Source organism: Ignavibacteriales bacterium, assembly GCA_016214905.1.
Taxonomy (GTDB): Bacteria; Bacteroidota; Ignavibacteria; order UBA10030; family SZUA-254; genus PNNN01.
The window spans coordinates 1,147,089-1,164,009 of sequence record JACRMQ010000007.1; the positions used below are offsets into that span (position 1 = coordinate 1,147,089).

The 16,921-nt window shown below is 40.1% G+C and carries 12 protein-coding genes; all 12 read left to right on the forward strand.

Annotation, left to right across the window (positions count from 1 at the left end; translation table 11 throughout):
* The first annotated feature begins 143 nt into the window (after window positions 1-143).
* Window positions 144-1,940: an elongation factor 4 gene (lepA, locus tag HZB59_11960; GenBank protein MBI5022141.1), complete on the forward strand. Its 1,797-nt coding sequence runs from the start codon at window positions 144-146 to the stop codon at window positions 1,938-1,940.
* 32 nt (window positions 1,941-1,972) lie between these two features.
* Entirely contained in the window at window positions 1,973-2,881 is a 909-nt protein-coding gene (gene lepB, locus HZB59_11965; GenBank protein MBI5022142.1) for a signal peptidase I, read from the forward strand.
* A gap of 84 nt (window positions 2,882-2,965) precedes the next feature.
* Window positions 2,966-4,102 (forward strand): radical SAM family heme chaperone HemW, encoded by a 1,137-nt coding sequence (gene hemW / locus HZB59_11970; protein ID MBI5022143.1) that lies wholly within the window; start codon window positions 2,966-2,968, stop codon window positions 4,100-4,102.
* Between the two features lie 78 nt (window positions 4,103-4,180).
* Window positions 4,181-6,958 (forward strand): DUF2723 domain-containing protein, encoded by a 2,778-nt coding sequence (locus tag HZB59_11975; GenBank protein ID MBI5022144.1) that lies wholly within the window; start codon window positions 4,181-4,183, stop codon window positions 6,956-6,958.
* Window positions 6,959-7,082: 124 nt separating this feature from the next.
* Window positions 7,083-8,192 carry a glycosyltransferase family 4 protein gene (locus tag HZB59_11980; GenBank protein ID MBI5022145.1) on the forward strand — a complete coding sequence of 370 codons (1,110 nt, stop codon included), beginning with the start codon at window positions 7,083-7,085 and terminating at the stop codon, window positions 8,190-8,192.
* Between the two features lie 9 nt (window positions 8,193-8,201).
* On the forward strand, window positions 8,202-9,191 hold the full coding sequence (locus tag HZB59_11985) for a glycosyltransferase family 4 protein (protein MBI5022146.1): 990 nt from the start codon (window positions 8,202-8,204) through the stop codon (window positions 9,189-9,191).
* Complete coding sequence (locus HZB59_11990; protein ID MBI5022147.1) at window positions 9,188-10,585, forward strand: flippase; 1,398 nt, start codon at window positions 9,188-9,190, stop codon at window positions 10,583-10,585. The genes HZB59_11985 and HZB59_11990 overlap by 4 nt, the downstream gene beginning before the upstream one ends.
* The gene (locus HZB59_11995) at window positions 10,582-12,138 is read left to right on the forward strand and encodes a polysaccharide deacetylase family protein (protein MBI5022148.1); all 1,557 of its coding nucleotides are present in this window, start codon (window positions 10,582-10,584) and stop codon (window positions 12,136-12,138) included. Before HZB59_11990 ends, HZB59_11995 begins: the two co-directional genes overlap by 4 nt.
* Before the next feature lie 37 nt (window positions 12,139-12,175).
* On the forward strand, window positions 12,176-13,213 hold the full coding sequence (locus HZB59_12000; GenBank protein ID MBI5022149.1) for a glycosyltransferase: 1,038 nt from the start codon (window positions 12,176-12,178) through the stop codon (window positions 13,211-13,213).
* A gap of 35 nt (window positions 13,214-13,248) precedes the next feature.
* Complete coding sequence (locus HZB59_12005) at window positions 13,249-14,031, forward strand: hypothetical protein (protein MBI5022150.1); 783 nt, start codon at window positions 13,249-13,251, stop codon at window positions 14,029-14,031.
* Window positions 14,032-14,043: 12 nt separating this feature from the next.
* Window positions 14,044-15,054: an aldo/keto reductase gene (locus tag HZB59_12010; GenBank protein ID MBI5022151.1), complete on the forward strand. Its 1,011-nt coding sequence runs from the start codon at window positions 14,044-14,046 to the stop codon at window positions 15,052-15,054.
* Window positions 15,055-15,082: 28 nt separating this feature from the next.
* Window positions 15,083-16,522, forward strand: a complete 1,440-nt coding sequence (locus HZB59_12015; protein ID MBI5022152.1) for an alpha/beta fold hydrolase — start codon at window positions 15,083-15,085, stop codon at window positions 16,520-16,522.
* Window positions 16,523-16,921: the final 399 nt, after the last annotated feature.

The following is a 16,921-nucleotide window of genomic DNA, read 5'->3' on the forward strand; positions in this document are numbered from 1 at the left end:
TACTTAACTTTGAAAATATACCGCACTTTTATCAGAATGTCAATTATTTTATCAAAATTTTGGAACTACGCACAATTATTGGTATATTTTCACTAATTAATCCCGCTTCAATATTGCGGGATTGTTCATATTTGCCCCTTATGATGGAACATATCAGAAATTTTTGCATTATTGCCCACATCGATCACGGAAAGTCGACAATAGCCGACCGACTTCTTGAGCGCACCGGTACAATTACTGAGCGCGAAATGAAGTTTAATCAAGTGCTCGATGATATGGAATTGGAACAGGAACGCGGCATCACGATCAAGTTGCACGCCATACATATGAAGTATCGCGCAGCCGACCGGAATGAATATACACTGAACTTGATCGATACGCCGGGTCATGTCGATTTCTCTTACGAGGTATCGCGTTCGCTGGAAGCTTGTGAAGGCGCTATACTTGTAATCGACGCTTCGCAGGGTGTTGAAGCTCAGACTATCAGCAATCTCTATCTTGCCATCGAGGCAGGGTTGGAAATAATTCCGGTTATTAACAAGATAGATTTACCGGGAGCGATGACCGAGCAAGTCAAACACCAAATAATGGATCTTATCGGATGTAAAGAAGACGAGATAATTATGGCGAGCGCTAAGATGAAAATAGGTGTCGATGAAATTTTAGAAGCTATCGTTAAGAAAGTTCCGCCACCGGCCGGAAATATTAACGCACCTTTGAAGGCATTAATATTTGATTCAATATTCGACAGTTATCGCGGTTCGGTTGTTTATATCCGTGTGGTAGATGGTATTCTTCGTGAAAAAGATAAAGTGAAGTTTTTCGCAACCAATAAATATTTCGATGCGGAAGAGGTCGGAATTTTAGAAATGAATCGTCTCCGCACTAAAGAATTAAAAGCCGGCGATGTGGGATATTTAATACCCGGAGCAAAAGACGTTCATGATACCAAAGTGGGAGATACAATAACCAATGCTGATAATCCGGCAGAAGGTCCATTGCCCGGTTACAAAGAAGCCAAGCCGATGGTGTTTGCAGGTTTGTACCCCGTTAACGCAGATAACTTTGGCGAGTTAAGAGAATCGCTTGAAAAACTCCGGATGAACGATGCATCATTGATTTTTGAACCTGAATCTTCTGTAGCTTTAGGTTTTGGGTTCCGCGCCGGATTTTTAGGATTGTTGCACATGGAAATTGTGCAGGAGCGGCTTGAAAGGGAATATCAGCAGGAACTGATTACAACGGTCCCGAACGTTGAATATCGCGTGTTAAAATTAAACGGCGATGTTGTTTTGGTCGATAATCCTGCGTTGATGCCCGCGATTGGAGATATTGAACGCATTGAAGAACCTTTTATCAGAGCGCAGATTATTACTCCGACCGAGTATATCGGAAATATAATGAAACTTTGCACCGATCGAAGGGGAGTCTACAAGAACACGACCTATTTAGATCCGACACGTGCTGATTTGCGATATGAATTGCCGTTGTCTGAAATCATTTTCGATTTTTACGATAAACTAAAATCGACATCGCGCGGATATGCCTCTTTAGATTATGATTTCCTTGAAAACCGTGAATCCGATCTGGTGAAACTTGATATTTTATTGAATGGCGAGTCTGTGGATGCGTTATCGTCTATTGTCCATCGCGACAAAGCGTATGAGTGGGGTAAGAAGCTTTGCGCGAAATTGAGAAAACTGATTCCACGACAAATGTTTGAGGTCGTGATTCAGGCGGCTATTGGAAGCAAAGTGATCGCGAGAGACACAATTTCTGCCATGAGAAAAAATGTTTTGGCAAAATGCTATGGCGGAGATATTTCGCGAAAACGTAAACTTCTCGAGAAACAAAAAGAGGGAAAAAAACGTATGAAACAGGTAGGTCGAGTGGAAATACCGCAGGAAGCTTTCTTAGCTGTTCTTGCGATGGAAGAATAAATTATTTGCAACAATAATCGGTATTATAATATATGAGTTCAAAACAAATAAAAGCAGACAAAGAAAATAAAGCAACACATCAAAGCTGGCAAGATAAAATAAAAGCCGGCTTAAAAGAATTTGCAATTGTCTTCGGTGCGTTTCTTGTGCTGAATAGTTTTGTAATCGCATCTTTCGAAGTTCCTACCGGATCTATGGAAAATGAAATTATGACCGGTGATTTTTTGCTCGTCAACAAATTCATCTTCGGCGGAACAACACCGCGTACAATACCATTCACCAATATTAAAATACCTGCATTCAAATTACCTTCCTTCTGGAATGTTGAACGCGGTGATGTTATAGTTTTCATGTTTCCCGGATACCGCGAAGAAACTGAACCGGCAGAATTTGCTTACTATTTGAAACGATGTATTGCCATGCCCGGTGATACTCTCCAGATTATCGATCGGGTTGTTCACGTTAATGGTCAGCGTTTACCATTTCCTCGCAATATGAAATACAATACTTCTTATATTAAACCGCCGAACTATAGCGAGCCGAGAATTTTCCCTGTCGGCGCACCATATAATGAGGATAATTACGGACCAATTCGAATTCCGAAAAAGGGAGATATCATTAATTTGACGATGAATGATTTTTTGAAATGGAATACTTTTATCAAACGCGAGGGACACGCCATCGAAGTCCGTAATGGACAAATTCTAATCGACGGAAAGCAAACCGATAGTTATCAGGTGCAGCGCGATTATGTATTCGGAATGGGAGATAACCGTGATAACAGTCTTGATAGCCGTTTTTGGGGGTTCATTCCTATGGAATCGATTGTTGGCACTCCGCTTATAGTTTATTGGTCATGGAATCCCGATATCTCGTTCTTCGATCTTTCTGAAAAGCTGCCAACTATCCGTTGGGGTCGACTTGGAACTCTCGTTAAGTGATAACCTTGGTGTCATAATTTGTTTATCAAAGTCAGCAAGGTTATAGAGTACGTCTAATCAATCTTCCTAAAATGTATTTAAAATTTGGCTGGCATTTATATTCATATCCCATTTTGTGAACGGAAATGCATCTACTGTGATTTCTATTCGGTTGAGGATCATTCTCTTCAGAGCAATTTCGTTTCCGCTCTTATAAAAGAGATTGAATTATCGGATGCTGCCTGGCTAAATGAAACGATCGAAACAATCTATCTGGGTGGTGGAACTCCGTCGGTACTTTCTCCGGATAAAATAAATACAATTCTAAAAATCATCCGCAATCGATTTAAAATTTCAGAAGAGCCGGAAGTAACAATTGAAATTAATCCGGGCACTATTTTTCCTCACTATTTTCAAGAATATCTCTCGCTGGGTATTAATCGACTCAGCATCGGTGTTCAATCGTTCCGCGATGTTGATTTACAATTCTTGTCACGAATCCATAACGAGGGCGAGGCAACCGAAACAATTTCGCAAGCGCGCAAATCGGGATTCGATAATATCGGTATAGATCTTATTTACGGTTTACCCACTCAATCCTTGGATGATTGGAAAGGAATATTGCGACGCGCTGTTGAATTCACGCCGGAACACATCTCCACTTATAATCTTACGGTTGAACGTCAAACCCCGTTGTTCAATATGGTTCAATCGGGATCTGTAACTATTCCGGATGATGATATTTGCGGGAAGATGTTTCGTTATGCGATGCGGTACCTTGCAGAGAGTGGATATCATCATTATGAAGTTTCAAATTATTCTCTGCCGAACATGGCATCGAAGCATAACAGCAATTACTGGACGCACAAACCATATTTAGGTTTGGGACCATCAGCTCATTCATATCGTAACAATGTTCGGTGGTGGAATCATCGAAATATCAATGATTACATCGACAGTCTCAATGAAAGTAAAGCCCCGATGGCAGAATCTGAACTTTTAACTCGACAACAAAACTTGATTGAAGAGATAATGTTCGGGTTAAGGATGGGATCGTTAGATCTGATTTATCTTCAAAATAAGTTTGAAATTGAAATCGATTCTACGCAAAAATTGATAAAAGGCATGATCAACGAAAATTATATCGAATATAATGGTGGAACCGTAAACTTAACCTGGGATGGATTCGTGTTTTGCGATGAAATTATCAAACGTTTTGTCAACTCACTCTTAATTGTGTAGTATTTTTGCGATTGTATCATATTTCTTCTATATTAATGCCATATATTTTTAATTATTCTTAAATTCGCCGAGGTTTAAATGTTTGAAATTAAATTAAATCGTTACGTTGCCGGGTGTGTATTCTTTGTAACTTTATTGGTTTATATTTTAACTCTTTCGAGAACTGTAGTCTTCTGGGATGTTGGTGAATTCATCGCAGCCGCTGTTTTACTGCAGGTTCCACATCCGCCTGGTTCACCACTGTTTATACTACTCGGTCGAATAGCATCTCAAATACCCACGTTTGCGGATATTGCTGCTCGTGTTCACATTATGTCGGCAACTGCGAGCGTTATTGGCATCTTATTCACGTACCTTGTGAGTGTTAAACTCATTATACATTTACGTGGCGCAATATTATCTACATCGGATAGGATAATTACATACGGATCCTCGGTCATCGCAGCTCTTGCTCTTGCATTCAGCACAACTTATTGGGCAAACTCAATTGAAGCCGAAGTTTACGGATTAAGCATGTTTTTTACAACAGCTATTATATGGCTTGCATTGAGATGGTCTGAAAAATCTGATGAACCTCATAATGAGAAATATATTTTATTGATTGCATATCTGGTAGGTTTATCAGTAGGAGTTCATCTATTAGCTGTACTTACAATATTTCCTGTTTTGATGATCGTTTATTTCAAACGATACGAATTTAATAGAAAATCGTTTATAAGATTCGGAATTATTTCGCTGATAATTTTCTTTGTAATCTATCCGGGCGTTGTTCAATTCCTTCCATCTATGCTCGATGGGGAATTCAAAGGTATCCGTAGCGACATACTACCGTTCATTCCGCCGGTTGCCATAATTGCAGCCGCATACGGTGTTTTCCGGGCTTCGCAGAAAAAACAAAAAATGATGCAGGTTGCGCTGCTTTCATTTCTATTAATTGTTCTTGGGTACACAACTTATATTCTTGTTATCATGCGCGCGAACGTTGACAATTTGCCAATGAACGAGAATGCTCCGCATGATCTCGCCGGACTTACAAGTTACCTCGGTCGTGAACAGTATGGCGATACTCCGATGCTGAAAGGAGAAAGTTGGAATAATGAAACTCAAGGTTTCGTCCAAAAATATTTCCCGCGCCGCTGGTCTCCCGAAGACATGCACAGACCTACGCGCGAAAATTACAAGAGTGACGGAGACTTCTTCTGGAATTATCAAACCAACCATATGTTCACCAGGTACGTATTATGGAATTTTGTCGGTGCTGAAGGTGATTGGCAAGATGCGGGGGTGGGTTGGAAGGATACGTGGGGAATACCGTTGTTCATTTCTCTTTTCGGGATCTATTTCCACTTTAAAAAAGATTGGAAAATGGCTCTTGTATTTTTAGCGATGTTCATTATCATGGGTGTCGTTCTTGCATGGTATCAAAATCAGCAAGATCCCCAACCCCGCGAACGTGATTATTTTTACGTTGGAGCTTATTATGTAATGGCGATATGGATAGCTTTAGGTATTGTCGGGTTGATTGATTTACTCAGAAAAAAAGTAAAAGAGCAAAAAACATTTACAACAGCGGCATCGGGTATTATAGCTCTATCTCTTGTTGCAATTCCATTGAACCTTTTGCGTGTGAATTGGCATGAGCATGACAGGAGCAGAAACTACATTGCGTGGGATTATTCTTACAATTTACTCCAGAGTTGCGAACCAAATTCCATTTTATTTACGAACGGAGATAACGACACATTCCCGCTATGGTATCTACAAGATGTCGAGGGAGTGCGCCGTGACGTCAGAATTGTCAACCTCAGTTTGGTGAATACATCCTGGTATATTAAGCAATTGAAAAATCAGATGCCTCATGGTACGCCGAAAGTTCCAATCTCCTTAAGCGACGGTCAAATCGATAGGATTACACCGCGCGCATGGAAACCGCAGCAACTTGAATTGCCGGTTTCAGCTGATATAATTAATCGTTACGATTCTGTGGATCGTCCGCGGATGCCTCAACTTCAACTCGCCGATTCCAGTGTGTTGAAAGAAGGGAAGATCACTTTCACGATGAACGGTATCCCGTATCAGCAGGATGTTAGAATACTCCGGGTGCAGGATATATTAACATGGGAAATTATCCGTGCTAACCGTTGGGAAAGACCGATTCACTTTGCAGTCACTTGCTCTCCCGATTCGAAAATAGGTCTTGATAATTATCTCTGGATGCAAGGTTTGACGTATAAGTTGAAACCGCGCAAGGTCCCACAGGGTGGAATGGGAATTGATTACGACATCATGGCAAATCAATTGATGGCTGATAATGTTATTCCGGCAAAAACTCCTCAACCCGGTTATTTATACAGGGAATTAAACGATCCATCGGTATATTATGATGAGAATGTACAGCGTATGGTGATGAATTACAGGTTCAACTTCATTCGTCTGGCGGAGGTTGCGATGCGCGAAAAAAATAATCGTGATGAAGCGAAGCGAATCATGGAAAGAATGGAAAAGATCATTCCAATAGATGTGGTCCCGAATCTTGAGATGCGAATCAGCGCGTATGTGATGAACCTGTTCAATCAATTGAATGATACTACGTACGCTGAAAAATATTCCAAGATACTCGAGGTTGCCGCTCTCGACATGATTAATAAAAATCGTGTTGATGCACAGGATCCATCGCTGCCGTATCAAGTTCTATTAGATATATATGACAGGCGAAAAAATTATTCCGCCGCGCTCGATTTAATGAATCAGCTTACGGCAAAATATCCGGGTGATCCACAGTTAAAATCACGGATACAATTTTACGAACAAATGGTTAAAGGGCAGAGCACTGTCGACAGCACCAAGCCCCAATAGTCGTAAATCATTTTGCACTTAACATAGCTCGCAGACGGGAATTATCTTTTCCCGTCTGCAATTTAAATACTTTTCAATATTAGAGAGGAAGCAGTTCGCTTCTTCCTGCTGTGAATCAAAAAATATGAAAATATTAATTTTCAATTGGCAGGATATAAAAAATCCGCTCGGGGGCGGCGCGGAAGTCCATCTCCATCAAATATTTTCCCGTGTCGCTAAAATGGGACATGAAGTTACACTTTATTGTTCATCGTTCGAAGGTGCACCTTCGATGGAAACGATAGACGGAATTAAGATTATACGAGAAGGAGGGAGGAATCTGTTTAATCTGTACGTTCCGTGGCGTTACTTTACACGATTCAGAAAAGAACGGTTCGATCTGGTAATCGACGATATGAACAAAATTCCTTTTTTCACTCCGCTTTACGTCCGTGAACCATTATTCTTTATCATCCACCACCTGTTCGATAAAAGTATTTTCAGGGAAACATCTTTTCCCGTGGCGCTGTACGTGTATTTGATGGAAAAACTCGGAGTTGCGGTTGCGAAATGGAAAAAAATTCCTTTGATGGTCGTATCTGAAAGTACCAAACAAGAAATGTTGAGACATGGGTATAGAAGGGATGATATAACTTTCGCCTTTAATTGTGTCGATCATAAGGTGCACTATCTTCCTAGCGTTGTTCGGAAATCGAAAAACCTTATTGGTTACTTCGGGCGTTTGAAAAAATATAAATCTGTGGATCATTTATTGCAGGCATTCGTTCGGATTAAACGTGAACTCCCCGATGCCTCTCTCGTGATCGTTGGAGACGGAGATTACCGCTTACAGTTAGAATCGCTCGCGAATGCTCTGGGAATTTCTTCCTCAGTCCGTTTTACGGGATATGTAAGCGAGGAAGAAAAAGTCAGATTACTTCAGGAAATGTTATTTATGGTTAACACATCTGCGAAAGAGGGATGGGGGTTGACCGTGATTGAGGCGAATGCGTGCGGAACTCCGGTCGTCGGCAGTAACGTTCCGGGCTTACGCGATGCGATAAAAAATGATGAGACAGGTTTGCTTTACGAATATGGGAATATCGAGGAACTTTCATATAAAATGCTCTCGCTCTTAAAGGATGAAATGTTGCGCAAAAAGCTCACTGAAGGGGCGATCGCATGGTCGAAGACTTTCGATTGGGATGTAGTTGCGCAACAAACCATCGAGATAATGCAAAAGCGGATATCTTAGCGATCGTGTATGTCTTTGAGATCGTATATAAAAGTACTTCTCGTATCGGCATTTGATGCTCCTTTCATTCAGGATGATGTTAAGACAATTGAAAATAAATTTATTCTCAAGAAACGAATCGGGCACGGACTACCGGCGCTGGTAAAGATCGTCTTCAACACTCTAACGACGGATGTACTGTTTTGTTGGTTCGCATCGGTTTATTCATTCGTTGGTGTTTTTGTCGGTAAGATGATAGATATAAAAACAATCGTTGTTGTTGGAGGAGTTGATGCGGTAAAAGATTCGGAATTAGGATATGGAATTTGGCTCAATCCCTGGAAAGCTAAATTAGTTCGATATGTTTTCAGGAATGCGACCTACATATTAGTCGTCGATCCCTCTCTTAAAGAATCGGCAATTTCCTTAGCAGAATATAACGGAGAGAACATTAGATTTGTGCCGACAGGATATGATCCGGATTTTTGGAAACCCCTCGGTGAAAAAGAGAAAATCGTGTTGACTGTTGCCGCTGTGGACGATGAAACTACATTCCGCCGCAAAGGTATCGATACTTTGATCGAATCGGCGAAACATTTACCGAATATTCAATTTATTGTTGTAGGTGTGAATGAAAATATTTCAGCAAAGATAAATCTGCCGCAGAATTTTCGTTTCATACCGAAAGTACCGAGAGAAAATCTTCTTCCATTCTACCAAAAGGCGAAAGTATATTGTCAGCCATCACGGCATGAAGGATTACCTAACGCTTTGTGCGAAGCTATGCTGTGCGGTTGTTACCCGATTGCGACGAATGTAAATGGAAATCCAACGGCGCTTGGAGATACGGGTATTCTGATACCTGTTTCCGATCCAGAAAAATTGACGGCTGCGATTCTCACCGGTTTATCCGCCGACTCGGGGGAAGGAATTCGCGCGCGGGCGCGAATAGTTTCTCTATTCCCAAAATCGAAAAGAGCCAATGAGATTATCCGTTTTATTGAGACGGAGAATAAATGAAACGTCTCTCGAAAAATGTAATCGCAATTACGGGAAGTGACATGGCGCGCCGCCTCATTGGCTTTTTGACTATTGCATATCTGACCCGCCACATCTCGGTCGATCAATTCGGAATTATCAATATCGGATTTACGATTTTAACCTATGGGTTACTGGCAAGTTCATTTGGATTAAACACTTACGGAGCGCGCGCTATCGCCCGCGGTCATTCAACCGGTATTGTCGGCGACATTCTCTCCGTGCGTTCCATTGCCAGTGCCATTGTTTTGATGATCATTTTCATTTGTTCTTTTATCTTTATAACAGATAAGTCAACACTAATGGTTATTTCTGTGATGTCGATTGCGGTTGTTCCCTACGCGCTAATGCTTGATTGGTTTTTTCAGGGTAAAGAAAGAATGGAAGTTATCGGTGCCGCAAGATTTATCGCGGCTGTGGTTTATTTTAGTGTCGTAATATTCTTCGTTCGTTCAACTGAGCATATTATTTGGGTTGCTATCGGTTCTCTCATATCCGATACTTTATCTGTTTGTTTGATATGGTTCATCTTTCGTAAAGATTACGCTGAATATCCCCCAAAGTTTAATTTTGAAAATGCCGGTTCAATTATCAAATCCTCCTTCCCGATGGGAATCGGCTCGATGCTCGCGGCGATCACCATGAATCTACCTACGATTATTATAGGGTTATTTCTCTCCAACTACGACGTCGGAATTTACAGCGCCGCTCAAAAATTCGTTTTCTTTCTGTTAATGATAGATCGAATAATCGGGACAATATTTTTACCTGCGTCATCAAGAATACTTGCAGAGACGCCGAACATATTATCCTCCGTTCTTGCTCAGGCAAAGAAGTGGATCGTTGTGTTATCGATTCCTATCTGTGTCGGGGGAACTATCCTATCCGATGAGATCATTATCACCGTCTTCGGTGGGTCTTATGCCGCCTCGTCAAATGTGTTTCGCATACTTATCTGGTTCTTCTTTGCTACCGTACTGCACACAATATATTCATCAGGTATGTTAGCTATTGGGCAAGAAAAAATATACAGCAAGGTAATGATACTTAGTGCAATATTTTATTCCATTTCGATCATTTTAGGAACTTTAATATTCGGTGTGCCGGGTGCGGCTGGCGGTATGGTGGTTGCAGAAACCGCGACATTAATGATGATGATGACTCTGTTGAAGAAGCATCTGAATGTGGAATCAAACGGCAGTCTGGGTAAAATATTATTATCCGTGATCGTAATGGGTGCCGTCGTATACATTCTTCCCGTACTACCTCTCATCGTGGTGATTCTGATTGGAGCGATAATTTATGGCACGATGTTATTTCTCTCGAAAGCGATAACGCCAGTCGAAATTCGAACAATGATCTCACGATTTGTATGAAGATAAATGTTGGTATTATAGGTCTGAAGACTTACAGTTGGAAATTGATCCTTGAACAAGTAGGTGTACCTTTCTCAATCGCTGAAGATAAAATTTCTATCGAGGAATTTAGCTGCTTAATCGTAACCGATGAATTCCATGAAAAAGATATCACGCGACTTCGATCATATTTGAGTCAGGGGGGCAGTCTGATTTGTTCGGCGAAATTATTTTCACGATTGACCGGCCAGAATTGCACAAAGAGATATGTGAAATATATATTAGGGGAGAAGGACGCGCCATTTTTTAAATCCGGGTTTGCCGATATTGAAGCTGAATGTTTGATTCCACAAAATGCAAACAGATTTAAAACGAATTCAGGAAAAGCATCCGTGTATGTTGGGGAATACGGCGGCGGACATGTTGTTGTTCTTCCGTTCGATCCTGAAACTGTTCATACCGGATGGAAGTCGGTCCGGAAATCATTCTATTCGGTAGAAAAGAGACTACCACACGAAAGGGTATCATTAACAGCTAAAGGGGAAATATTTCGCTTAGCGAGCGGAGCGCTTGAATATCTTCATATCTGCCGGAACATTCCATACATCCATAAATGGTACCTCCCAAAAAATTTTCCATCTGTTTTTAATTGGCGTATCGATACTGATGGATCATCTCTGAACGATGTGGAAAAATTATATGATGTTTTAAAAGAAAATAATATACCCGCTACATGGTTCGTCGATGGTAAAAGTCAGGAATCTCATCTATCCATATTTCGCAGAATGGAAGATCAGGAGATAGGTTTACACGCATATGAGCATAAAATTTTTGATGACTTCGACGACATCATCGCCGATATGAATCGCGGAAAAGAATTGTTCCTTGTAAACGGAATGAATTGTCAAAGTTTTGCGGCGCCGTATGGCAGATGGGATAAATCAATAGCGAAAGCGATTAATGAAAGTGACTTTGTTTATTCATCGGAATTTTCATATGATTATGACAATCTTCCGTCGTATCCGGTGGGCAACGGTGAAAGTTTTACGTTGCAAATCCCGGTTCATCCAATTTGCATCGGGAGCTTGAAACGCCAAGGATTCAGCGAAAAATCGATGATCGATTATTTTATTAATATCGTTAATAAAAAATTTAACAATCATGAACCGATATTTTTATATCACCATCCCCGCGACAATAATGCCCCGGTTGTGCGATCCATTTTCAATATGATAAAACAAATTGGTGTTCCACGTTTACAATTGATTGATTATGGACGGTGGTGGAAAAGAAGAAACTCTGTTCAGTTTAAAGCTGATATAGTAGATGGAACTGTTCTAATTAATGCTGATCAATTTCAAGATGATGTATGGATACGGATTCTCTTCCCCGATGGAACGGAATCGTTGGTAGCTATGAATAAAATTATACAACTTCATGCTATCCGAAAGACTGAAAAATTTTCAGACCATGATATTATCGATGATATTGAACGGATACGGAGATTCAATCCACGAATTTGTTTAAATAAGATAGAAGATTATATTTCTTCATTATTAAAGCCAATGTCATGATCTCTTTGCTTAATTCTTCATATCGAAAATATTTCAAATGAATATCTGTCTTGCATCATATCAAAGTGTGATGATGTTGAAGGGTGGTCCCCGGACTCAGATATTGCAAACCGCGAATGGTTTGAAAAAACTCGGGGTTCAAATCTCTTATTTTGAGACTTGGAATGAAATGGATCGATTAAAAATCGATCTCATACATTTATTTGGAGCGAATATTGGTACATATCATCTAGCCCGTGAAATCCATAAGGTGGGAATACCGATGGTAATCAGTCCGATATTTTATTCACTGCATTCAAGCAAATATATCAATGCTGCTTTATTTGGTGACAAATATTTGAGGAAGCTATTTCAAGGATTTTGGTCGGATTATGGCATACTTTCCGATATTTGTACCTGGGCGAAAATGGTATTCCCGAACACTCAGAGCGAAAGCACATTGTTGAAAGTTGGATTGAATGTACCTGCCTCGAAGATTCGGCTGATACCGAATGGAGTTGATCCGCGTTTCCAAAATTGCACCGGTGAATTGTTCCGGAACAAGTACGGTGTAGATAATTTTATTTTAAATGTCGGTCATATCGGTCCTGAACGTAAAAATGTACTCCGGTTGATTAGGGCAGTGAAGGATTTGGATGTCCCGACCGTTATCATCGGCAGAATCGAAGATAATACTTATGGAAGGATTTGTCTGGAAGAGGCAAGAGCCAATTCTCGTATTCTGATAATTGATTCATTACCAAATGATTCAGATTTATTGTCTTCTGCATATGCAGCATGCAGTTGTTTTGTATTGCCGTCATTATTTGAAACTCCCGGTATTGCCGCGCTTGAAGCAGGACTCGCAGGGGCTAAAATTGTGATTACCAAACATGGCGGTACAACTGAATATTTCGGATCTCATGCTGAATATGTTGATCCACTTTCAATCGATAGCATACGTCAAGGAATTTTGCGCGCACTCACTGAAGAAAAATCTGTTGATCTCCAAACGCATATAAAAAATGAATATTTGTGGGATCGGATCGCTCAAAAGACTTTCAAGATATATGATCAGTTATTATCGAAAAAATAATTATTAATGATTTGCATTTTTATTCTGATGAATTTATGAAATACATCGTATCAATTTTATTGGCAGTGATGTTACACGGGTGTGCAAGCTCACCTTTGAACAGGCATACTTCTTCTGACCTCATCAAATCGAAGTCAAATAATCAAAAGACAATCTTACTTGCCGATGTCGTTATTGTTGAGGGAGTCATAGGAGATACAGATGTGATAAATATTGAGAAGAATAAAAGAATATCTAAGCTCGCCCTCCAAATGTTTGCCGGAAGAATGAATGAAAAAGGATATTCAGTCGACAGATATCTGAATACTTCTGTTGGAATACTGATGAACCCGAATATCCCGTATCGAGTTTATCCCGGAATTGATGTAAGGAATATCGAAATTACTGAACTGGAAATTGGTAAGGCGCCTTTCTTTCTTCATAATCTTTTTACGCAAGATACAATACGTGGTAAACTTCTAAACGTGGTTTATTCATCATTGATGGAAAATAAACGTGCAGGTGATAATTCGGTAAAAAGCATTCCGGCGGCACCTTATCTTTCAAAATCATTGGGAGGTGGATTGATCGGAGTTATTTTTATTGGAGGATACACTGCAGGTGTAACCAAAGAATTCGGCAAATACCAGCCGCCAACCAGTCAAACCGACGATAAAGTTGGGATTAGGAAAATATCTCAATATTCCATGATGTTTTATTTGATTGACGGAAATTCGGGTGACATTGTTTGGGACGATGAGGTGAATTTAAAGGGCGGAGAGATGTACGACTCAAAACTCCAGGATATGGTTGATGAGATTTGTACTAAATTATTCTGAAGGATGAATAGTATGAAAGTTCGAACACTTGGTAATTCAGGCTTGAAAGTTTCCGAATTATGTTTCGGCACAATGACTTTCGGCGGAAGCGGTTACTGGAGCGGTATAGGTAAACAGACTCAAAAAGATGCCGATGAGCTTGTTGGAATAGCTTTAGATGGAGGAATAAATTTTTTTGATACGGCCGATATTTATTCGTGGGGGATTTCTGAAACACTTCTTGGGAAAGCCCTCGGCAGCCGAAGAAAAGATATTATTCTCGCCACGAAAGTAAGAGGGAGAATGAGCGATGATCTAAATGGTGTTGGATTATCTCGTCATCATATTCTAAATGGGTGCGATGCAAGTTTAAAACGGTTGGGAACAGATTATATCGATCTTTATCAGGTTCACAATTGGGATCATGTTACTGCGCTCGAAGAAACAATGCAGGCATTGAGCGATCTGGTACGGTGGGGTAAGGTTAGGTACATTGGCTGTTCAAATTTTACAGGGTGGCAGCTGATGAAAGCCATGGCTGTTTCTGAAAAATTGAATCTCGCAAAATTTATAACAATCCAATCATATTATTCTTTGATGAACAGGGAATTGGAATTTGAAATTGTTCCTGCATGCTTAGATCAGGATTTGGGAATTTTACCATGGAGTCCACTGGCAGGCGGATTTCTGACAGGGAAATACAAGCGTGGACAAAAACGTCCGGGAAATGCCCGCCGCAGCAACGTTGATGGAAATTTTCTGCAATTTGATGAGGAAAAAGGATTCGGGATTATAGATGAGCTGGAAGTAATTTCCAATTCTCATAATGCGTCGATATCCCAAACTGCGTTGAACTATCTTTTACGAAAGCAGGCAGTTTCATCTTTAGTTATTGGTGCGCGGACTCCTGATCAACTAAAAGATCTTCTGAAAACCACAGATTGGGAAATGACAGAAGAAGAGGTAAAACGATTGGATGAAATCAGCAAACCACCGCGAATCTATCCGTACTGGATGCAAGATTTTATGAGGAATGAAAGATAAAACCCCCGAAAAATTGGAAGGGATAAATATGTTGAACTCAAAAGTAATTTTTATTTTTCTACTATTATTTTCTTTCAGCTCAAAGATTTTCGCGCAAACCCAAATCATCGGTCACTGGGAAGGCGCAATCATCATAATGGGATCTGACCTTGGCATTAAAATCGATTTCAAAGAAATTGACAAGGAAATAAAAGGAACAATCGATATACCTATCCAAAATGCGTTTGGATTGCCGCTGATAAATATCGATACGAAAATACCGATGATACATTTTGATTTGCAGGGAGGTCCCGGGCTTGCATCTTTCGACGGTAAAATAATGAGCGACAGCATCGTCGGAGATTTCTCGCAAGCTGGAATGAAAGGAACATTTTATTTACACAAAGGAATTTCTTCGAACACCGCCGTACCACCTGAACCTCCTCCTCCATACGCAGAAGAAGAAGTTAAAATAGAAAGCGGGAAAATTACACTCGCAGGAACTTTATCAGTGCCGAACTCGGCAGGACCTCATCCGGCAGTTATTATGATAACAGGAAGCGGCGCTCAAAACCGTGACGAAGAAATATTCGGATTCAAACCGTTCAAAATAATTGCCGATTATCTTACACGTATCGGTATCGCAGTGCTTAGATGCGATGATAGGGGAATCGGCGGTTCAACCGGCAGTATGGAAAATGCAACCGGTGAGGATTTAGCGAAAGATGTTGAATCGCAATTAAAATATCTTTTAAATCGCAAAGAAATAGATCAAAAGAAAATCGGACTTCTGGGTCACAGCGAAGGCGGTATTATTGCTCCTTTTGTTGCATCTCGATCTAAGGATATCGCATTTATGGTTTTGGTGGCAGCTCCCTCAGTTAGCGGAGACAAAATTATTTTAAAACAAATTGAACTTCTCTCGCGCGCTGGCGGAGCAACCGATTCTGATATTAATCAAGCGCTCGAATTACAGAAGCAAGTATATAAAGTCGTCAGAGAGAATAAAGGATGGGACGAATTAAGAACAGCGATTTCAAATGATGCTAAAGAAAGTTTAAAGAAATTATCTCCTGAAGAGCTCAAATCTATTTCAGATCCGGACAAGCTAATCAAAACAAGTACCGACGCTAAAATCAACGGAGCAAAGAGTGAGTGGTTTAAATATTTTATCGATTTTGATCCGTCAAAGTATTTGGGAAAAATTAACTGTCCTGTACTTGCGTTATTCGGTGAGCTTGATATGCAGGTGCCACCTGATTTGAATAAAGATCCGCTTGAATCTGCATTAAAAAAATCCGGGACTAAAGATTATTCAATTAACACTCTGCCAAAAGCCAACCACTTATTTCAGGAAGCCATTACAGGAAATCCCAGTGAATATGGCTCTATGAAGAAACAATTTGTAACCGGATTTTTGGAGAAGGTCGCAGATTGGATAAAAAATCGATCAGCGAAGAATAATAAAGTGAATGAGAGTGAAAATTAACGCCCCGATATTTTGCATAAAAATCATCACCCCGCTGTTATAAGGAGACTGTGCGCTTTCCAGGTTTGCATCATCTTACAGATAAAATTATTACCCAAATTCATGACTACCACTCTGATTAAATCAGACAATCATATCCTAATAAATCGGTAGATATTGAAATATCATCAAAATTGATGTATCCTAATAATTTTTCAGAGCAGCAGAGTATGGGAAACTTTCAAGGTAAACTACCTGTATATTAATATTATAAAAATTTAATTAATGCTTGCTTAACAACTCAAACTATCTTATATTTTTATCACCTCAATTTTTTATGCGAGTATAGGTTTATCGTTCCTAAAATTCTTCAAGGTGAGTGAAATTATCTCATCATCGGATCGATTTTTGACTAAGAAA

Bases quoted from the DNA above. Each gene is read 5' to 3' on its own strand.
- lepA (MBI5022141.1), top strand. From the start codon at position 144: ATGGAACATATCAGAAATTTTTGCATTATTGCCCACATCGATCACGGA.
- lepB (MBI5022142.1), top strand. From the start codon at position 1,973: ATGAGTTCAAAACAAATAAAAGCAGACAAAGAAAATAAAGCAACACAT.
- HZB59_11975 (MBI5022144.1), top strand. From the start codon at position 4,181: ATGTTTGAAATTAAATTAAATCGTTACGTTGCCGGGTGTGTATTCTTT.
- HZB59_11980 (MBI5022145.1), top strand. From the start codon at position 7,083: ATGAAAATATTAATTTTCAATTGGCAGGATATAAAAAATCCGCTCGGG.
- HZB59_11985 (MBI5022146.1), top strand. From the start codon at position 8,202: ATGTCTTTGAGATCGTATATAAAAGTACTTCTCGTATCGGCATTTGAT.
- HZB59_11990 (MBI5022147.1), top strand. From the start codon at position 9,188: ATGAAACGTCTCTCGAAAAATGTAATCGCAATTACGGGAAGTGACATG.
- HZB59_11995 (MBI5022148.1), top strand. From the start codon at position 10,582: ATGAAGATAAATGTTGGTATTATAGGTCTGAAGACTTACAGTTGGAAA.
- HZB59_12000 (MBI5022149.1), top strand. From the start codon at position 12,176: ATGAATATCTGTCTTGCATCATATCAAAGTGTGATGATGTTGAAGGGT.
- HZB59_12005 (MBI5022150.1), top strand. From the start codon at position 13,249: ATGAAATACATCGTATCAATTTTATTGGCAGTGATGTTACACGGGTGT.
- HZB59_12010 (MBI5022151.1), top strand. From the start codon at position 14,044: ATGAAAGTTCGAACACTTGGTAATTCAGGCTTGAAAGTTTCCGAATTA.
- HZB59_12015 (MBI5022152.1), top strand. From the start codon at position 15,083: ATGTTGAACTCAAAAGTAATTTTTATTTTTCTACTATTATTTTCTTTC.